14 protein-coding genes are annotated in these 18333 nt (G+C 64.7%); 12 read left to right on the plus strand and 2 right to left on the minus strand.

Annotation, left to right across the window (positions count from 1 at the left end):
- The first annotated feature begins 105 nt into the window (after positions 1-105).
- The 9 genes from AC13EK_RS24330 to AC13EK_RS24370 all read left to right on the plus strand — a co-directional run bounded on the left by AC13EK_RS24330 (position 106) and on the right by AC13EK_RS24370 (position 14477).
- Positions 106-2370, plus strand: a complete 2265-nt coding sequence (locus tag AC13EK_RS24330; protein WP_069336523.1) for a TonB-dependent receptor — start codon at positions 106-108, stop codon at positions 2368-2370.
- A 23-nt stretch (positions 2371-2393) separates the two neighbouring features.
- The gene (locus tag AC13EK_RS24335) at positions 2394-3485 is read left to right on the plus strand and encodes a tyrosine-protein phosphatase (RefSeq protein WP_069336522.1); all 1092 of its coding nucleotides are present in this window, start codon (positions 2394-2396) and stop codon (positions 3483-3485) included.
- A gap of 120 nt (positions 3486-3605) precedes the next feature.
- Positions 3606-5018 carry a succinylglutamate-semialdehyde dehydrogenase gene (astD, locus tag AC13EK_RS24340; RefSeq protein ID WP_483022428.1) on the plus strand — a complete coding sequence of 471 codons (1413 nt, stop codon included), beginning with the start codon at positions 3606-3608 and terminating at the stop codon, positions 5016-5018.
- Between the two features lie 110 nt (positions 5019-5128).
- Positions 5129-5941, plus strand: a complete 813-nt coding sequence (locus AC13EK_RS24345) for a type I phosphomannose isomerase catalytic subunit (protein ID WP_069336533.1) — start codon at positions 5129-5131, stop codon at positions 5939-5941.
- Between the two features lie 320 nt (positions 5942-6261).
- On the plus strand, positions 6262-8988 hold the full coding sequence (locus AC13EK_RS24350) for a TonB-dependent receptor (RefSeq protein WP_069336520.1): 2727 nt from the start codon (positions 6262-6264) through the stop codon (positions 8986-8988).
- Between the two features lie 105 nt (positions 8989-9093).
- Complete coding sequence (locus tag AC13EK_RS24355; RefSeq protein ID WP_069336519.1) at positions 9094-9786, plus strand: DUF6250 domain-containing protein; 693 nt, start codon at positions 9094-9096, stop codon at positions 9784-9786.
- A gap of 23 nt (positions 9787-9809) precedes the next feature.
- Complete coding sequence (locus tag AC13EK_RS24360) at positions 9810-12518, plus strand: exo-rhamnogalacturonan lyase family protein (protein ID WP_069336518.1); 2709 nt, start codon at positions 9810-9812, stop codon at positions 12516-12518.
- A gap of 14 nt (positions 12519-12532) precedes the next feature.
- Positions 12533-13855 (plus strand): oligogalacturonate lyase family protein, encoded by a 1323-nt coding sequence (locus AC13EK_RS24365; RefSeq protein ID WP_277788294.1) that lies wholly within the window; start codon positions 12533-12535, stop codon positions 13853-13855.
- 70 nt (positions 13856-13925) lie between these two features.
- Positions 13926-14477 (plus strand): lysozyme inhibitor LprI family protein, encoded by a 552-nt coding sequence (locus tag AC13EK_RS24370; protein ID WP_234792144.1) that lies wholly within the window; start codon positions 13926-13928, stop codon positions 14475-14477.
- Between the two features lie 3 nt (positions 14478-14480).
- On the opposite strand, the gene AC13EK_RS24375 is transcribed toward AC13EK_RS24370, so the two are convergent.
- Positions 14481-15047: a helix-turn-helix domain-containing protein gene (locus AC13EK_RS24375; protein WP_069336515.1), complete on the minus strand. Its 567-nt coding sequence runs from the start codon at positions 15045-15047 to the stop codon at positions 14481-14483.
- 133 nt (positions 15048-15180) lie between these two features.
- On the opposite strand from AC13EK_RS24375, the gene AC13EK_RS24380 reads away from it, so the two are divergent.
- The 3 genes from AC13EK_RS24380 (at position 15181) to AC13EK_RS24390 (ending at position 17486) form a co-directional block, all read left to right on the plus strand.
- Positions 15181-15852 carry a murein L,D-transpeptidase catalytic domain family protein gene (locus AC13EK_RS24380; protein WP_037506242.1) on the plus strand — a complete coding sequence of 224 codons (672 nt, stop codon included), beginning with the start codon at positions 15181-15183 and terminating at the stop codon, positions 15850-15852.
- Positions 15853-16091: 239 nt separating this feature from the next.
- Complete coding sequence (locus AC13EK_RS24385) at positions 16092-16823, plus strand: hypothetical protein (RefSeq protein ID WP_069336514.1); 732 nt, start codon at positions 16092-16094, stop codon at positions 16821-16823.
- A gap of 15 nt (positions 16824-16838) precedes the next feature.
- Entirely contained in the window at positions 16839-17486 is a 648-nt protein-coding gene (locus AC13EK_RS24390) for a hypothetical protein (RefSeq protein WP_234792141.1), read from the plus strand.
- Positions 17487-17517: 31 nt separating this feature from the next.
- Here AC13EK_RS24390 and AC13EK_RS24395 read toward each other — a convergent pair whose 3' ends face one another.
- The gene (locus tag AC13EK_RS24395; protein ID WP_069336513.1) at positions 17518-18192 is read right to left on the minus strand and encodes a hypothetical protein; all 675 of its coding nucleotides are present in this window, start codon (positions 18190-18192) and stop codon (positions 17518-17520) included.
- Between the last annotated feature and the right edge of the window lie 141 nt (positions 18193-18333).

The raw sequence follows: 18333 nt of genomic DNA on the forward strand, positions 1-18333 counted from the left end.
TTGCCGCTGTTCCTGTCATCAAACTGAGATACATATGTAACTGCGGCTGCATACATACGTTCTAACTGCCCCTCCGAATTCAACATCATTCGGGGGATACGCATCATGAAATGTTCGTCTGTCCTGCGCCGTCGCGCACTCATTCTGGCCGGCACCATGCTGATGGGGGCGGGCTTCGTGGCTCAGGCCCATGCGGAGGACGCGCCGCTTGACGAAGGGGATGCCGGCCTTGGTTCGATTGTCGTCACCGCACAGAAGACCGAGACCAATCTGCAGAAGACGCCGATCGCCATTTCGGTGCTGGGCAGCGATGATCTCAAGGCGCGCAGTGTGGTGAGCCTGAAGGATCTGGGCGACGGTGCGGTGCCATCGCTGCGCATCGCCCCCTTCGCCTCGCGCAATTCGGCGCTGACCGTCGGCATCCGCGGCATCGTACCGTTCGACGCCAACCAGCCCAGCCGCGACGCCGGTGTCGGCATCTATATTGACGGCGTCTATCTCGGCCGGTCGCAGGGGCTGGGCACGGCTTTGTTCGACGTCGAACGGATCGAGGTGCTGAAGGGGTCGCAGGGCACGTTGTTCGGCCGCAACTCGACCGGTGGCGCGCTCAGCATCGTCAGCAGGAAGCCGAGCGGCGAGTTTCACCTCAGCCAGACGATGGGCGTCATGAATTATGACGGCTACAAGGTCGAAACCCATCTCGACCTGCCGAGCTTCGCCAATTTCAGCGTCAAGCTGGACGCGCTCGTCACCAAGCGCGGCGGCACCACCGACAATCCGATGGCGGGCGAGGAGGATTATAACCAGCTCGACCAGCGCGGCATGCACGGCGCGATCCTATGGGAACCGAGCAGCCGCTTCTCCGCCCAATATGATTTCGACACCTCCTACGACGCCAGCACGCCCTATTATTTCCAGATGCTGGGCAAGTCGGATCGTCTGCCGGTCGCGGACATGGTCGAGGTCCAGCCCGATCGGGCCAGGACCGCGGACATCGGCGTGCCGATCCAGAAGAGCATCGGCAAGACCCATGGCCATGCGCTGCATATGGACTGGCAGGTCGCCGATGGCATCAACCTGCGCTCCATCACCTCCTATCGTGAGCTGAGCCAGAGCCAATATGACAATGGCGGTGCGCATCAGGGCGCCTTTGCGCCCTATGCCAAGTTCGCGCGCTACAGCCTGGCGGGCCTCGACCAGAATCAGTTCAGCCAGGAAGTGCAGTTGGTCGGTTCGACCTCGCGCATCGATTTCGTCGCCGGCGCCTATTATTATCATGAAAAGGGCGAGGATTGGGCCTGGGCGCCCTACACTATGCAGTGGGGCGCAACCGCGGCCGACGCGCCGACCCGGCTGCCGACGCTGGAAGCCGGCCAGGTCACGCCCTATCCCGACCGTGCCAGCGACGCCAAGGCGGATAGCTTCGCCCTCTATGGCCAGGCGACCTGGACCCCGGCGATCCTGGACGATGCGCTGCACCTGACCGGCGGCGCGCGCTATACCCGCGACAAGAAGAGCGGCGACCTGTTCAAGGTCAATGGCGTCGACAAGGATTTCCGCTTCGACATTTCCAGCAGCCGGGTCGACCCGACCGTCACGCTGGCGTTCGACGCGACCGACAATATCCATCTTTATGGCAAATGGGGGACCGCCTATCGCGCCGGCGGCGCCAATTCGCGCTCCGTCACCTATCGCGCCTATAAGCCGGAGGAGGTCGAAACCTCCGAAATCGGCTTCAAGGGCGAGTTTCTCGACCATCATGTCCGGCTGAACCTGGCCGCCTACAAGACGATCTACAAGAATCAGCAGATCGACTTCAACGCGGTGCTGTCCGAAGTGCCGGGCGGTCCGACCCGCACCACGATCGAGACCGTCAATGTCGATGGCCATGGCACGATCAAGGGCTTCGAGGCGGATCTGGTGGTGATGCCGGTCGAGGGGCTGACGCTGACCGCCGCCTATGCCTATACCAAGGGCGATCTGGCACAGGCGGCCAACCCCTTCGCCGGCAATGCGCTGCAAACCGTGTTCGTGGTCTACACGCCCAAGAACGCCTTCAGCGGCGCGATCGACTATAGCCTGCCGCTCGATTGGGCGACGCTGCGCGCCCATGTCGATGCCAATGGCGGCGATGGCTATCATTCCCAGTCCAGCGACGCGGCGCTGACCGACTCCTCCTTCCTGGTGAATGCCCGCCTGTCGCTCGCCGACATCACGCTCAAGGGCGACGCCAAGCTCCAGATTTCGGCCTGGGCGCGCAACCTGTTCAACGAACAGCACACATTCTTCCAGACCGGCTCTTCGTCGCTGCAACTGGGCATTTTCAACGAACCGCGCACCTATGGCCTGGAAGCCACGGTGCGCTTCTAAAATAGAGGGAGAGAGGAAAGATCATGCGCAAGATGATGATCCGCGCCGCGCTGGTGGCGCTGCCCCTGACGATGTCAGTCGCAGCCTTCGCCGGCACCATCGCCGATCCGGTGGTGGAACGGGTGGCGCCCGACAAGCTGGCGATCCGCTGGAGCGATGCCGATCCGGTCGATCTGTTGCAGGCGGATCGCCCCGATGCCGCCATCGCCAGCGCCACGCTGCTGTCGGCCAGGGACAAGGACGGCGTGCAGGAGGTGCAGGTGGCGCCGGGCACCCGGCCCTATTTCCTGCTGCGCGACAGCAAGAGCGGCGCGGTGACGCGCGTGGCCGAGCGTGTGCTGGTGATGGAGCAATCCTCCAACTTCCGGGATCTGGGCGGCTATCCGGCGGCCGGTGGCAAGCATGTCCGCTGGGGCCGGATCTATCGCTCGGGCGGGCAGGCGATGCTGACCCCGGCCGATGTGGCGCAGGTGAAGGCGCTGGGCGTCGCCAATCTGGTCGACCTGCGCTCGGACGAGGAACGGTTGTTCGCGCCGACCAAGCTCGACGGCATTCCCTATAATGCGGTCGGCTATTCGATGGCCGCGATGATGAGCGGCATGAAGTTCGATGCCAAGAATATGGACATGGCCAAGCAGGCCGAAGCCTATGCCGGCACCTATCGCGGCATGGCGACCCAGTTGAAGCCGCAACTGCGTATCGTCTTTGCCCGCCTGCTGTCGAAGGACGGGCCGCTGCTATACAATTGCTCGGCCGGGCAGGACCGCACCGGCTTTGTCAGCGCGATGATCCTGTCGGCGCTCGGCGTGCCGCGCGATGTCATCTATCGCGACTATGTGCTCTCGACGCCGTCGCGCCGCCCGCAATATGAAGTGCCGCCGATGAGCGATGCCGTCGCGCAGAGCAGCCCGATCGCCGGCATGTTCGCACAGATGCAGAAGGGCGGAGCGATGGCCAAGGCCAATCCGCTGGTGCTGCCCGACGGCACGCCCTTCCTCTCCTATGCCTTTGCCGAGATCGACAAGCGCTGGGGGGCGGTGGACGCCTATCTGGCTCAGGAAATCGGCCTGACGCCGGTGGACATTGCGGCGCTGCGTACCACCTATCTGGAATAGGCACCGCTTATTCCGGATCGGCATGAAGGGCGCGGCGGGATTCATTATCCCGTCGCGCCCGCAAGGCGCTAGGAGGCTGGAAAAGGGTGCGCTATCCTTGTCCCGCTTTCTGGAGGCCATATGATTTTCCGTTCGATCGACCCGGCCAGCGACACGCTCCTGTGGGAAGGGGAGGCGGCTGATGCCGCGACCTGTGCGGCGGCCGTGACGCGCGCCCGCGCCGCCTTTCCGGCCTGGGCGGCACTGCCGCAATCCGCGCGCGAGGATCATGTGCGGCGCTACAAGGCGCTGCTGTCGGACCGCAGCGATGTCTTTGCCAAGGCGATCGCGCGGGAAACCGGCAAGCCGCTATGGGAGGCGAAGACCGAAATCGCCTCGATGATCGGCAAGGTCGACATTTCGATCGCGGCGCAGGCGGAGCGCGCCGGATCGCGCGTGCAGGCGACCCCGTTCGGCCGGGCGGTGCTGCGCCACAAGCCGCATGGCGTGATGGCGGTGCTTGGCCCCTATAATTTCCCCGGCCATCTGCCCAACGGCCATATCGTGCCGGCGCTGCTGGCGGGCGATGTGGTTATCTTCAAGCCATCGGAACTTACCCCGCTGGTCGGCGAACTGATGGCGCAGGCGTTTCGCGACGCGGGCCTGCCCGATGGCGTCTTCACCTTGTTGCAGGGTGGGCGGGACACCGGCGCGGCATTGATCGCGCAGGATATCGACGGTCTGTTGTTCACCGGATCGGCGGGCGCGGGCGCTCATTTCGCGCGCGTGATGGCCGACCGGCCGGGCGTCATCCTGGCGCTGGAGCTGGGCGGCAATAATCCGCTGGTCGCCTGGGACGGCGATGCGCAGGCGGTCGCCTCGATCATCGTCCAGTCGGCGTTCATCACCGCGGGCCAGCGCTGTTCCTGCGCGCGCCGGCTGATCGTGCCGCAGGGCGCGGCGGGCGACGCGATCATCGACGCGACGGTGGCGCTCGCCCGGCGGCTGACGATCGGTGCCTGGGACAGCCAGCCTGAGCCTTATATGGGCGCGCTGATTTCCGCTGAGGCGGCGGAACATGCCAAAGCGCGCCATGCCGCGCTGCTGGCGCTGGGCGGGGTCGAGCTGTTGCCGCTCGAACAGCCTGCGGACCTCGGCGCGGCCTTCCTGACGCCGGGCATCATCGACATGACCGGGGTGGATGCCCCCGACGAGGAGATTTTCGCGCCGCTGTTGCAGGTGATCCGCGTCGCCGATTTCGACGCCGCGATCGCGGCCGCCAATGCGACCCGTTATGGCCTGGCGGCAGGCCTCGTATCCGCCGACGATGCGCTATGGGACCGGTTCCTGCTGGAAAGTCGGGCCGGCGTGGTCAACCGCAACCGGCCGACCACCGGCGCCAGCGGCGGCATGCCGTTCGGCGGTCTGGGTGCATCGGGCAACCACCGCCCCAGCGCCTATTATGCCGCCGATTATTGCGCCTATCCGGTCGCCAGTTTCGAGGCGGCACAGGTGCTGGACCTGGCCGCCGATATCAAGGGGCTCGCTGGCTAGGCAATCAAGTTCGAGTAGCGCAATAAAGCATCATGTCAGTATGGGGCAGGGTGATTATTTGTCGTCGATGATGGCGTGACAGTGATTTCCTTTCTGCTATGGCCAAGCACATGTCTTCCTATCGTCTGATTCCTAGCGCCGTCGAGAAACCTTGGGGATGCAAGGGTTTGCCCACGCAATTTGGCGTGGATCCCGATCGAAGAATTGGTGAGATATGGTTCACTGATGAAGCGGAAGCACATCTGCCCTTGCTGGTGAAGTATCTGTTCACCAGCGAGAAATTGTCGGTGCAGGTCCATCCTGACGATGCCCAGGCGCAGGCCATGGGGCTGGCTGGCGGCAAGTCGGAATGCTGGTATGTGCTGGCAACCGAAGGGGACGCTCGGCTGGGCATCGGCCTGACCCGGACGGTCGATGCCGATGCGCTGAAGGCTGCCGCACTGGATGGATCGATTGAGGAATTGATCGACTGGAAGCCGGTAAAGCCGGGCGATTTCTATTATATTCCGGCAGGCACGATCCACGCCATCGGCGGCGGCATCACCCTCGTCGAGGTGCAGCAGAATAACGACGTGACCTATCGCCTGTTTGATTATGGGCGCCCCCGCGAACTGCATCTGGATGCCGGCATGGCTGTTAGTGAGCCCGTATCCTATGACCGGCTGGCACAGCATGTGACCAGCGACAGCGCCGCTATGCTGGTGGAGGAAACCGGCGCCCCCTTCACGCTCGAAAATCTGGTGCATGAGGCTGGCGAACGGGTTCGGCAGGATCAGGGGCCGTTCTGGTTCATTCCGTTGCAGGGGAGTGGGCTGATCGACGGTCAGCCCTGGATGGCGGGCGAGTGCTGGCTGATCGAAGATCAGGCGGACATCGCGGTCGAACAACAGTTGCACGCCCTACTGGCGCGACCCGTCGCCTGAACGGCGCACCCATTCCACAATCTGGAACGCATTGCCGCTCGATCCGCCGGACGGCTTAACGCGACCGGCGCGCCCGGATTCGCGGTGAAGCGTCTGGTGACGCCTAATGATCCACATGATGGAACCATGGTCCGTTATGGCAACGGTTCATCGATGGCATAGCTCGCTTTGTCGCAAAGAGAGCGCCATCTCTACGTGTCCATATATAGATATGAATACCCAATATATGGGATATCAAAGGGTTGTCGCGGCGGGGTCTGGTCGCGGTCGACCTCAAACCCGTGCCCAAACGGGGGGGCACGCATAGGGAGGATGTTTAAGTGAGGTTTTCCAATTATCGCGCCTTGTTGTCGACGTCGGCCGTCGCCGCCGTCCTGCTGGGCGCCATGCCGGCCGCGGCACAAGACCAGCAGCAGTCCGAACAGCCCCAGCAGGCGCCCGAAGCGAGCAGCGAGGATATCGTCGTCACCGGTATCCGTTCCAGCCTTCAGGGCGCGCTCAACGCCAAGCGCAACGCCGCGCAGGTTCTGGACGCGATTTCGGCCGAGGATATCGGCAAATTCCCGGACAAGAATGTCGGTGAAGCGCTGCAGCGCGTGACCGGCGTCCAGCTGACCCGTTCCGACGGCGAAGGCTCCGGCATCACCATCCGCGGCGCCGATCCGTCACTGAACCGCGTCGAGATCAACGGCGTCACCGCCTTGTCCACCACCGTGGGCGGCGGCCGCGACGTCGATTTCCGCGATCTGCCCTCCGAATTCGTCAATCGCCTGGAAGTGGTGAAGTCGGCCACCGCCGACATGACCGAAGGCGGCGTCGGCGGCACCGTGCGCGTCATCACCCGCCGGCCGTTCGACAATGGCGGCAAGCCCTATCTGGCCGGTTCCGCCCAGGCCATCTATGCCGATATCGGCGACCATATGGACCCGCGCCTGGCGCTGATCGGCAGCGACACCTTCGCCAACGGCACGATCGGCGTGCTGGTGTCGGGCACGTTCGAGAACCGCAATGTCGAAAGCCATCAGGCGCGCACCACCGGCTGGGTCCAGCTGGACAGCGATCCCAATACGGCCGGCATGCAGGCCTATGACCTCAACAATGACGGCGTCGGCGATTTCTTCCCCGACATTCCGCGCTATGTCATCAACCGCCTGGAAACCCGCCGCTATGCGCTGAACGGCATCCTGGAATGGCGCCCGAGCGACGATTTCAAGGCCTATGTCGAAAGCAACTGGACCAAGTCGATCCAGTCGGTGACCTCGCAATATCTGCAGACCGGCACCAGCGGCGGCATCGTCGACACGGAAAACACCATCATCGGCCCGGACAATACGGTCGAATATCTGGTGATGACCAACAATACGTCGAAGGCGCAGACCAGCCAGCTGGGCGTGTCCTATCGCAACATTCTGGGCGACATCAAGCGTACCACCTATAATGTCGCGCTGGGCGCCGACTGGACGACCGGCAACCTGACGCTGACGCCGAAAATCTCGCTGTCCAAGGCCAAGGCCTATAATAACGAGATCAACGCGACCGCAGCCGTCACCGGCATGTCCAGCCTGATCGTCGACTATAGCAACGGCCAGAATGCGCCGAACATCATCCTGCCCAATGATCCGACCACCACGGCCGGCATCAACCAGCTGACCGTGCTGCGTCGTCCGCGCTATGACGACCAGACCGAGAAGATGGCCAAGCTGGACGCGGAATATAAGACCGATGGCGGCCTGTTCACCTCGTTCAAGATCGGTGGCCAGTATCGCGACCTGACGGTCAAGAGCCGCTTCTACACCCGCACCACGACGCTCAATGGCTTCAGCGATCCGGCGGTGCAGGCACAGATCGACAGCATCGTCAGCGGCAATGCGGCGCTCGGCACCTCGCCCTTCTTCCACACCGGCAATCTCGGCTTCACCGGCGATTATAGCGGCTGGCTCAACATGACCCAGGGCGTGGCCGATGCGGTAGGCATTCCCGATCCGTTCGCGGAAGGCGGCTGCCCGGCCAATGCCGACGGCACCTGCCAGGTCTATACCGACACCTGGAAGGTCGGCGAACGCAACCTGGCCGGATATGGCCAGGCCAGCTTTGCCTTCGATGTCGGGGCCGTGCCCGTCAGCGGCGTGATCGGCGCGCGCGTCGTCAATACCAAGGTCAACACCTCGGGCTATCTCAGCACCGGTGGCGTGATCTCGCCCGTATCCTATGACAGCAACAGCACCGAATTCCTGCCCTCGATCAACATGAAGGCGGAACTCATCCCCAACAAGCTGATGGCGCGTGCGACCGCGACCGAAGTGATGGCCCGTCCGCTGCCGCAGCAGCTGGCACCGCGCTTCACCATCGACGTGGTCGGCCTGTCGGGTTCGCGCGGCAATCCGGATCTGCAGCCGTTCCGCGCCCGCCAATATGATGCGGGCCTGGAATATTATATCAACCGCACCAGCTTCGCGTCGGTCACCTATTTCCGCAAGGAAATCAGCTCGTTCATCCAGAACACGACCGAGCCCTATACCGATGCCAGCGGCGTGACCTACACCATCACCGTGCCCACCAACGGCACGCAGAAGGTGACGATCAACGGCGTGGAAGCCGGCGCGCAGATCGCGTTCGACTTCATCGACGTGCCGGTGCTCAAGCAGATGGGCGTGGTGGCCAACTATACCTATTCCAAGGATAGCGGCTACGAAGGGAAGGATTATTTCACTGGCGATTCCCTGCCCTTCCAGGGCCTGTCGCGCCATGCCTACAATATCTCGGCCTATTATGAAGACGACGTCGTCAGCTTGCGGGGCGCCTATAACTGGCGGTCCAAATATCTGATTACGGCGCAGGGCCGCGGCAATAATCCCGAGTTCGGCGAAGCCTATGGCCAGCTCGATGCGTCGCTCAACGTCACGCTGATGCCGGGCATCTCGATGTTCCTGGAAGGCGTCAACCTGCTCGACGCGACGCGCAAGGAAAACGCCAACAGCGTCGAACGCCGCACCATCATCGAGACGGTCGGCCGCCGCGTCTATGGCGGTATCCGCTTCAAGCTCTGATTGGCGCTCATGGCCTGGCCTCCCCCAGGTCATGAGACAGGCTGCGGGTCGGGACCTGCCCGACCCGCAGCATCATGTTTTCAAGATCAAGCGGGACAGGTCGCCATGTTCTCTCGCCGCACCCTCCTTGCATCGCTGGCCCTGGCGCCGATCGCCGGCCCCTTGAACGCTGCGGCGCGGGGGCCGCTCTGGCGCGACGATTTCCGCCATGGCCTCAAACAATGGCAGCTGGAGGCGGTGGGCGACACGCGCGTGACCGCGCAGGATGGCCTGCTCGATATCGTCGCGCCCAAGGGGCTGACGCTCTGGTTCCGTCAGGCGCTCAAGGGGCCGGTCGCGATCCGCTACGACGTGCGCGCCGTGTCGGACGGCGGCCCTTATGACGAGGTGAGCGACGTCAACGCCTTCTGGATGGCGCGCGACCAGGCGGCGCCCGGCGGATCGGCGCTCGGCCGCACCCGCAGCGGCACGTTCGAGGATTATGACAGCCTCCGCACCTATTATGTGGGCATTGGCGGTAACCGCAACAGCACCACGCGGATGCGCCGCTATGTGGGGGAGCCGGGCCATCGCCCGCTGCTGCCGGAACATGACCGCACCGACAAGGCGGCGATGCTGGTGCCCAATCAGTGGTTTTCGATCGGCCTGATCGCCAACGACTCTCATATCGCGGTGGAGCGGGACGGGGTGACCCTGTTCACGCTCGACGATCCCGATCCCTATCGCAGCGGCCATTTCGGCCTGCGTACGACGCAGAGCCATCTTCAGGTCCGCAATTTCACCATCACCAAGATCTGAACAACATAAAAAGGGAGAGCAGCATGGATATCAGGGCGGGGATCAGCCGGCGCGACAGCCTGAAGGCGGGATTGATGGCGAGCGCGACCGCGCTGCTGCCGGGCGCGGCGCAGGCGGCGACTGGCGCGCGTGGCGGCGCCATGCCGGAAACCCCGGTGCGCTGGATCGACGATGCCGCCCCGCCGCTCTCGCTCGGCCAGACCTTTGGCGTGCCATGGCCGCGCGGCGTGCTGCGCGCGGGCAAGCCGCTGTCGGTGCAGGGCGCCGATGGCACTGCTTTGCCGTCGCAGCACTGGACCCTGGCCACCTGGCCCGACGGGTCGATCAAATGGACCGCTCATGCACTGCCCGCCGGCACCGGCCAGCCCGGCGCGCTGCGCGTGGTGTCGGGCAAGCCCGCCGCGCCGCAGGCGCCGGTACTGGTGCGCGAACTCGCCGACCGGATCGAGATTCAGGTCGGTACGCTGCGCTGGAGCATCGGCCGTTCGGGCAATGCGATCATCCAGTCGGCGCAGCAGGGCAATCGCACTGTCGTTGGTCCCCTGACGCTGGTCGCCAGCGTCGACAGCGCGCCCGAAGGTGGCACCCGCACGCCCTTCACGGGCCGCATCACCAGTGCCACCGTCGAGCAGAAGGGGCCGGTCCGCGCCGTTGTCAAGCTCACCGGCGTGCATGAAGGGCAGGGGCGGCAGCTATTGCCCTTCACCCTGCGCCTTTATGCCCATGCCGGCGGCGATCATCTGCGCATCGTCCACAGCTTCATCTTCGATGGCGATCCGGCGAAGGATTTCATCAGCGGCATCGGCCTCACCGCTGCGGTGCCGATGGCCGGCGCCCCGCATGACCGCCATGTCCGCCTCGCTACCGCCGATGATGGCCTGTTCAGCGAAGCGGTGCGGCCGCTCACCGGCCTGCGCCGCGATCCGGGCAAGGCAGTGCGTGCCGCGCAGATCGCCGGCAAGGCGGTGCCGATGGACGCGATGGCGCCGGGCGTCGCCAAGCTGCTCGATCGCATCCCGACCTGGGGCGATTTCGACCTGACCCAATTGTCGGCCGACGGTTTCGCCATCGCCAAGCGCACCCAGGAGGGCCATGCCTGGGTCGATTCCGTCGCTGGCAGCCGGTCGCAGGGCCTGGGCTATATTGGCTCGCCCCAGGGCGGCGCGGCGATCGCCACCCGCTATTTCTGGCAGCGCCACCCGTCCCAGATCAGCATTCGGGACGCCGAAAGCGACACCGCGACGCTGACCGCCTGGCTCTGGTCGCCCGACGCCAAGCCGATGGACATGCGCTCCTATCGCGGCGTCCTGGGGATGGAGGGCTATGATGCCCAGAATGAAGGGCTCGATATCACCTATGAGGATTATGAGCCCGGCTGGGATGCCGCGACCGGCGTTGCCCGCACCAGCGAACTGACCCTGTGGGCCTGCGCCGCTACCCCCTCGGCCGATGCGCTGGCCGCGATGGCGCAGGCGAACGCCGTGCCGCCGCAGCTGATGGTGACGCCCGACCGCATTCATGCCGCCGGCGTGTTCGGCATCTGGAGCCTGCCCGACCGCTCGACGCCCATGAAGGCGCGGATCGAGGACCAGAATAGCAATCTGGTCGACTTCTATGTCGGTGAGGTGGATCGCCGCCGCTGGTATGGTTTCTGGAACCATGGCGACATCATGCACACCTATGATTTCGACCGGCATGTGTGGCGCTACGACATTGGCGGCTTCGCCTGGGACAATAGCGAATTGTCGCCGGACCTGTGGTTCTGGACCAGCGTGCTGCGCACCGGCAATGCCGCCGCCTTCCGCTTTGCCGAAGCGCTGACCCGCCATACCGGCGAGGTCGACGTCTATCATCTCGGCAGGTTCAAGGGGCTGGGCACCCGCCATGGCGTCCAGCACTGGAGCGACAGCAGCAAGCAGCCGCGCGTCAGCAACGCCATGTATCGCCGCATCTTCTATTATCTGACCGCCGACGAGCGCGCCGGCGACCTGATGCGCGATCTCGTCACGTCCGACCTGTCGCTGGAGCATGTCGAGATCGGCCGCAAGGTGCCGGGGGCCGAGCGCACGCCGCTGCCGGCCGGCGTCATTGATTTGAGCTTCGGCACCATGTGGTGTTCGGTCGCCTCGGCCTGGCTCACCGAATGGGAGCGGACCGGCGACAAGAAGTGGCGCGAGCGACTGCTGAACGGCATGGATAGCATCGGTCGGCTGAAATATGGCTGGCTGGCGGGCAGCGCACCCTATGATCTCAAGACCGGGCGCTTCATGGGCGCGGGGGACAAGATTTCCATCTCGCACCTCAATGCCGTGTTCGGCGCGCTGGAGGTGAATGCCGAGCTTCTCGACCTGCTCGACGTGCCCCGCTATCGCGCCGCCTGGCTCGATTATTGCCGCTGGTTCAATGCCCCGCCGCAGGAGTGGAAGGCGAAGTTCGACCAGCCCTTCGGCCGCCGCAACCTCAAGGAAGGCCATTCGCGCCTGACCGCTTATGTTGCGCGCGAGACCGGCGACAAGGAATTGGCGGTCCGCGCCTGGAAGGAATTCCTGGGCGGCGACGCGGGCCTCGGCCTGTCGAACGGCGATCCGCGCGTGGCATTGAAGGGGCCGGCCTATGTCCGCCCGATCGTCGAATGGCCGGACGTCTCCACCAATGCGGCGTCGCAATGGGGCCTTGCCGCGATCGAGAATCTGGCGCTCATTCCCGACGCGCTCGCTGACGCTGCCAACTGATGAAGGGCCATAAGATGAAGACGATGATGATGGGCCTGATGGCGGCGCTGACGGTGAGCGCGGCGACCCCGGCGCTGGCCAAGCCCGTGGCCGAATGGGTCGACCAGACTACCGGCCACCGCGTGCTGCGGCTGACCGACACGCCGGGCAGCGCCAGCCTCTATTTCCACCAGAACAGCTATACGCCGCAGGGCGACAAGATGGTGATTTCCACCCCCGACGGCATTTCGGTGCTGACGCTGGCCGACTGGAGCATCAGGCCGCTGGTCAAGGGCAAGGATATCCAGCTGCTCTTCACCGGGCGCAAGACGCGCACCGCCTATTATGCCAGCCACAAGCGCGACGACGGCGCCGGCGCGACGACGCTCTATGCCGCCGACATCGACAGCGGCAAGGTGCGCAAGATCGCGACCGTCGATCGCGGCTCGATCGGCTCGATCAATGCGGACGAGACGCTGCTGCTCGGCCAATGGGCGGCCAGCGACAAGCCGCTCCAGCCCGACGGTACGCAGAAGCGCGCCGCGCCGGAGATCAAGCAGCAGTTCGGCCAGGCCAATTATGCCGCCAACGGCCCGGACGGAAAACCGCTCAGCTTTGCCGAGGCGAAGGAAGTGCGCCTCAATGAACGGCTGGAAGCGCGCATCCCGATGGAGATCTTCACCATCGATATCCGCACCGGGGAGCGCAAGGTGGTGGTCGCCTCGACCGACTGGCTCAACCATATCCAGTTTTCGCCGACCGACCCCGGCCTCATCATGTATTGCCATGAAGGCCCCTGGCACAAGGTCGACCGGATCTGGACGATCCGCACCGACGGCAGCGGCCAGCAGCTGGTCCACAAGCGGACGATGAACATGGAAATCGCCGGCCACGAGTTCTTCTCGCCTGACGGCAAGTGGATCTGGTATGATCTCCAGACCCCGCGTGGCGAGGTGTTCTGGCTCGCCGGCTATGAGCTGGCGACCGGGCATCGCCAATGGTTCAAGGTCGATCGCAACCAATGGTCGGTCCACTACAACCAGGCGCCCGACCTCCAGCATTTCTCCGGCGACGGCGGCGACAGCGAAATGGTCGCCCATGCCCCCGACGGCAAATATCTCTATCTCTTCACACCCCAGGCCATTCCCGACGTCGCCGGCATCCATGCCGACAATGCCGCAGACCTGATCGCGCCTGGCACTTTCGGCGTCGAGAAGATCGTCGACATGCGCAAGCATGACTATCGGCTGGAGCCCAACATCACCTTCACGCCCGACGGCAAATGGATGATCTTCCGCTCCAACATGGACGGCGCGCCGCAAATCTACGCGGCGGAGATTGCCAAGACGGCGGGCTGACGACGGGCGATTGCCGGGCGGGGCGGCGCTGGCCTATGGTCGCGGCGCCCCGCGTGAAAAGGCTGACGTCATGATGCGTGCCCGGCTCTGCTCCCTGCTGTTGTTCCTGACGCCGGTCGCGGCCGATGCCGTGCCGCCGCCAACCCCGGCCGATCTCGCCGGCTGCGAAGGATCGGCGTTCGTCGTGGACAAGCTGGTCTGCGCCGACCCGGCGCTCAAGGCTGCCGATGCGCGTGTCCGGGTGCCCAGCGCAGATCAGGCCCGGCTGCTGGATGCCGCGTCCAATTATGTCGAACGGCAGGACGCCTGGTTCCAGCGCCGCAATCGTTGCGCCTTCGCCGATGATCAGCCGGCCTGCCTGCGCGATGCCTATGCCGAGCGCAGCGCCGTGCTGACGGCACTGGCCCATGATGCTGCGCAGGACCGGGCGGGGCAATGCGGCAAGATGGCGGTGCGGATCGGCACGCTGGAAGGGGAGACCATCATCCGCGATGACAGCCGGCTGGTCGCGGTGGGGCTGCCGAAGGCCCGATCGTCCTGGCGAAATTTCGTGACGGCGGAACCGCGCGGTAAGGCGTTGCGCCTGCACCGGCTGGACGGCGCGCATATCGACTGCCGCTAGTCCTCAGTCCTCGTCCTCGCTGTGCATGATGTCGGCGCGGGTGATGGTGCCGCCATGGCTGTGGATCACGGCAAGTCGCTTGCGGCCCTTGTCGCGGAAGCTGATCTCGCCGCTGTCGATCGCGGGATCGGCGATCATGATGAGGGCGTCGAACACACCGCGCGCCTCGCGCAATTCGCTCAGGATCGTCAGCAGTTCGTGGGATGTGATGCGCGTGCCCCCTTCGCTGTCGGGCATCTGCTTCTCGATGATCCGGTGCAGCGCCTCGACGATCGCCAGCGTCGGATGCAACCGCTCGACCGGCACCGGCGGGGTCAGCGGCACCGCGCGAACATCGGCCAGCGCCAGATAGGGGTCGATCGCGCCGGGGCCGAAAACCTGCTCGATATTGGCAAGGGTCACGGCATCCAGGTTGCTCGCTTCGTTGCGGGCATTCTTGACCGTGCCGGCCGAACAGCCGATCCGCTCCGCCAGTTGGCTGTCGGACAGGCCATGGGCCTTCTGGATGCGCCGCACGATGGTGGCGACCGCTTCCCGATAGATGCCGCTCGATAGCCGCGTTCCGGCCATGTCCCGCTTCTCCCGCTTCGACGTGCCCCGCCCGACAAAAATGCCGGGCCGGACGGATGTGCGCAAGACTTTGTGCGCGGCGCCCGATTCCGGCAAAGACCTTGGCGGGGCCTGCACCCTAGTTGCACAATCCATGAACCCCGATCGTCGCCGTTTTCTCCTTTCCGCTTCCGTTCTGGTCGCGGGCGCTGTTGGCACCGCGCGTGCCTCCGCGCCGGGGCCGATGCGCGCGCTGAAACCCATGGTGCCGGCCCAGCCGATCGCGCCGGTCACCACGCCGACCCCGCCGGCGCTGGTGAAGCCCGCTTTGTTTGCACAGGCCCGCGCGGCGCTGGAACGGCATCCGCAGATCGTCAACCGGCACCGCATGGCGCTGGTCGATTTTGCCGCGCCCTCGTCGGAGCCGCGGCTGCACATCGTCAATCTGCTGGATGGCACCACCACCTCCTATCTGGTGGCGCATGGCAGCGGATCGGACCCGGATCATAGCGGCTGGCTGGAGCGCTTTTCCAATGCGCCCGGCTCCAACGCCTCCTGTTCGGGCGCATTCCTGACGGCCGATCCCTATGTCGGGAAACATGGCCCGTCGCAGCGCTTGCAGGGGCTGGATCCGACCAATGACAATGCGATGAGCCGGGCGATCGTGCTGCATGGTGCCTGGTATGCCGAACCCACGCTGGCCGGTGCGCGCGGCAAGCTGGGGCGCAGCCAGGGCTGTTTCGCGGTCGGCGACAGCGTCCGGTCGCAGGTCATGGCCCAGTTGGGCCGGGGCAGCCTGATCTACGCGGCCAAGCTGGTCGTCTGAATTCTGCCATAAGCGCGTCGCCCCAATCGGCGCGCGGGTCCGTGCCGCCGCTTAACCCCTTTCGCGGTGGGCACCATGGCCGTCCGGGAGCGGTGTTTGCACCGCTCCCGGACTTTATTTCTCGGTATTTTCCCTGAGCCCTATCCACGGCTTTGCCGAATGCGCCGCGCTAGCATTGCTGTAGCATGCGGCCGTCTGCGATTCCGCTTTCCGGCGTCGCAGGAACAGGGGAAATGAGGATGACGCGTTTTTCGACATTCTTGTCGGTGACCGCCTTGCTGGCGGCTGCCCTTCCGATCTCGCCGGCCCATGCGGCGCCGCCGCGCGATGTCGATGATCTGGTCGGCGCGCGAGGCTCTTCGGGCGAAAATGCGCTGCAATCGCGCGGCTATCGCATCGCCAAGCAGAATGGCCTCACCAACTATTGGTGGAACAGCGCGAAGGACCAGTGCATCCGCGTCATCACCTATAATGGCCGCTATGATGTGATCGACAGCGCGTCGGACGGCGATTGCGGTCATGGTAGCGGCAGCACGGCGGCGGCAGCGGTTGCCGGCGTGGCAGCGATCGGCCTGATCGCGGCGCTTGCCAGCCACAAGAAGAGCCATAATGACAGCTCGGCCCAGCATGACAGCGAATATGAGCGCGGCTATCATGACGGCCTGTATGGCGGTGACTATGATCGCAACGACAGCGAAGCCTATCATTCGGGCTTTTCGGCGGGCAATGCGGAGCGGAGCAATCGCCTTGCCGCCAACAGCCAGATCGTGCGGGGCGCGCCGGCGGCGGCGCAGCGGGCCTGTGCCCGGCGCGGCGACGAGTTCCAGAATGTGCCGGCGGGCAGTTCCGTGCCGGTCAGCGTCTATCCGCAAGGTGGGGATCGCTATGAGATCATCGTCGCGTCCGGCCATTATCGCTCGCGCTGCACTGTGACGGGCAATGGCAATGTGATGTCGATGGACACCTATTGAACGAAAGGATGCATCATGAGGAATGCCATGATTGCGACCATCGCGCTGTCGGCACTGGCCATGCCGGCCATCGCCCAGGCCCCGGTGCGCAGCGAGCGGGTGCAATTCGCCAGGGGGACCGCCTCCAAGGTTATCAAGGCGTCGCTCAAGGGCTATGACATGGTCGATTATCTGGTCGGCGCGCGGGCGGGCCAGACCATGAATGTCCGGCTTCAGACCAGCAACGCCTCGAATTATTTCAACGTGATGGCACCCGGTGCCGGGGATACGGCGATGTTCGTCGGCTCGTCCGCCGGCAACAGCTTTTCCGGCCGCTTGCCCGCCAATGGCGATTATCGCATCCGCGTCTATCTGATGCGCAATGCCGCCCGCCGCAATGAAGTCGCCAACTATACCCTGACCGTCAGCGTGCAGGCGCTGGCGGCGACCGCAGCGCAGGTGATGCCGGCGGCGACCGGCCCGGCGCTGACGCCCGGCAACATGCCCGCTTATTGTCGGGGGGAAGTGTCCGGCCAATATGGCACCCGCCCGTCCTATGTGAAGACCGGCGCGATCGCCAAGGCGCCCGGTGGTTTCTTCATCGACGGCACGGTCGACAAGGGCAGCGAGGGGATCAAGCGCTTCCGTTGCCGCTTCGATGGCAACGTCGCTTCGTCGACGTGATGGCGATGACGCCGGACGGCGAATAGCCGGTTCAGCCGCCCAGGATCAGGAAGCTCGCCCCGCTGTTGATCAACGAGGCGAGCAGCCAGGTGTTGAACGCCGAACGGAAGGATGCCCAGGTCGACTTTCCGGTGCGATGGCGCAGCCAGATCGTCTCGATCCGCAGATACCAGCTGATCGTCACCAGCATGATGACCAGCGCGGCGACCGCCCAGCCGACATCGCCAAGGCGCGCTAGGATCGACGCGATGCCCAGCACCAGCGCGGCTGGCCCGGCAATATAGCATTGGGCGTAGAAGGGGCGGCGCAGCGTGTCGCGGTTGAGCGCCATGCGCTGCGCCTTCAGCCGCCGCACCGCGAACATCAGCGGATAAATGGCGAAAAGGAAGGCGCGCAGCACCAGCAGGTTCATCTCCGACGCGGTGATTTCCTTGCCGATGCCGGTGGTTGCGACCTCAGGCATCTTCTGGTGCGACGCCACCTCGATCAGGTGCGACAGCAATATGGTCAGCATCAGGAACAGGGGCGGGCTCAGCATGTCGGTGAATTGCTGGTCCGGCGCATCCTCCAGTTCTTTGTCGGAATAGCGCAGCATCTGAATCGGGTGGCGGATGGTCCGCCATAGGGTGCGGGGATAGAAGACCAGCCAGCTCATCGCCTCATAGAGAAAATCTTCCAGCGACTGGAACAGGCGTAGGAAATCCATCGATACTCCCGATCATGAGGAAGGCTGGCATTCCGCCGCCGGGGCAGGGGCGTGCCGCCGGGCAGGGTTGTGCAGGCGGGCTGGGCAGGCGTTGGTGCCGCCTCGGCCGAATGTTTCCCGGTTCAATTGGGCCGGTTCAGC

This window comes from Sphingobium sp. L-44 (genome assembly GCF_056859495.1).

Bases quoted from the DNA above. Each gene is read 5' to 3' on its own strand.
- AC13EK_RS24330 (WP_069336523.1), top strand. From the start codon at position 106: ATGAAATGTTCGTCTGTCCTGCGCCGTCGCGCACTCATTCTGGCCGGC.
- AC13EK_RS24335 (WP_069336522.1), top strand. From the start codon at position 2,394: ATGCGCAAGATGATGATCCGCGCCGCGCTGGTGGCGCTGCCCCTGACG.
- astD (WP_483022428.1), top strand. From the start codon at position 3,606: ATGATTTTCCGTTCGATCGACCCGGCCAGCGACACGCTCCTGTGGGAA.
- AC13EK_RS24345 (WP_069336533.1), top strand. From the start codon at position 5,129: ATGTCTTCCTATCGTCTGATTCCTAGCGCCGTCGAGAAACCTTGGGGA.
- AC13EK_RS24355 (WP_069336519.1), top strand. From the start codon at position 9,094: ATGTTCTCTCGCCGCACCCTCCTTGCATCGCTGGCCCTGGCGCCGATC.
- AC13EK_RS24360 (WP_069336518.1), top strand. From the start codon at position 9,810: ATGGATATCAGGGCGGGGATCAGCCGGCGCGACAGCCTGAAGGCGGGA.
- AC13EK_RS24365 (WP_277788294.1), top strand. From the start codon at position 12,533: ATGAAGACGATGATGATGGGCCTGATGGCGGCGCTGACGGTGAGCGCG.
- AC13EK_RS24370 (WP_234792144.1), top strand. From the start codon at position 13,926: ATGATGCGTGCCCGGCTCTGCTCCCTGCTGTTGTTCCTGACGCCGGTC.
- AC13EK_RS24375 (WP_069336515.1), bottom strand. From the start codon at position 15,047: ATGGCCGGAACGCGGCTATCGAGCGGCATCTATCGGGAAGCGGTCGCC.
- AC13EK_RS24380 (WP_037506242.1), top strand. From the start codon at position 15,181: ATGAACCCCGATCGTCGCCGTTTTCTCCTTTCCGCTTCCGTTCTGGTC.
- AC13EK_RS24385 (WP_069336514.1), top strand. From the start codon at position 16,092: ATGACGCGTTTTTCGACATTCTTGTCGGTGACCGCCTTGCTGGCGGCT.
- AC13EK_RS24390 (WP_234792141.1), top strand. From the start codon at position 16,839: ATGAGGAATGCCATGATTGCGACCATCGCGCTGTCGGCACTGGCCATG.
- AC13EK_RS24395 (WP_069336513.1), bottom strand. From the start codon at position 18,192: ATGGATTTCCTACGCCTGTTCCAGTCGCTGGAAGATTTTCTCTATGAG.